Origin of the sequence: Cupriavidus basilensis OR16, assembly GCF_000243095.1 — a bacterium.
GTDB classification, from domain to species: domain Bacteria; phylum Pseudomonadota; class Gammaproteobacteria; order Burkholderiales; family Burkholderiaceae; genus Cupriavidus; species Cupriavidus basilensis_D.
Window position 1 is genome coordinate 1 of sequence record NZ_AHJE01000297.1, and the last position, 350, is coordinate 350.

Below are 350 nucleotides of genomic sequence, written 5' to 3' on the forward strand. Positions count from 1 at the left end.
TTTTTTGGCGTCACGGCAGAGCAGAGCGCGCGTTCCGGCCTGCAGACGCATGCCGTGGGCGCGGGCCTGCGCGAGTGGCACGCGAATGGCATCGTCACCTACGAGATCTCGCGCAACTGGTCCGCGCTGGCCTCCGTGACCTTCGCCCGGCTGCAGGGCGATGCGGCCAGCAGCCCGATCACCGAGCGGCGCCAGCAGTGGACCACCATGGGTGCGGTGACCTACCGCTTCCGCTAGGTAGCGTCCGGCAAGCGCCGGCCTTCAGGGCGGCCGGCCCGGTACCGCCGCGTCCGGCCGCGGCCGGTCGCGGCGGCCGGCGACGTACCACGCCACGACCGCCGACTCCCGAC

Annotated in this window: 1 protein-coding gene; it reads left to right on the plus strand. The window is 73.1% G+C overall.

Features of this window, described 5'->3' with window-relative positions; genetic code table 11:
- The coding region (locus OR16_RS38795; protein ID WP_006164930.1) for a MipA/OmpV family protein at positions 1–237 on the plus strand (237 nt) is incomplete at its 5' end.
- Between the last annotated feature and the right edge of the window lie 113 nt (positions 238–350).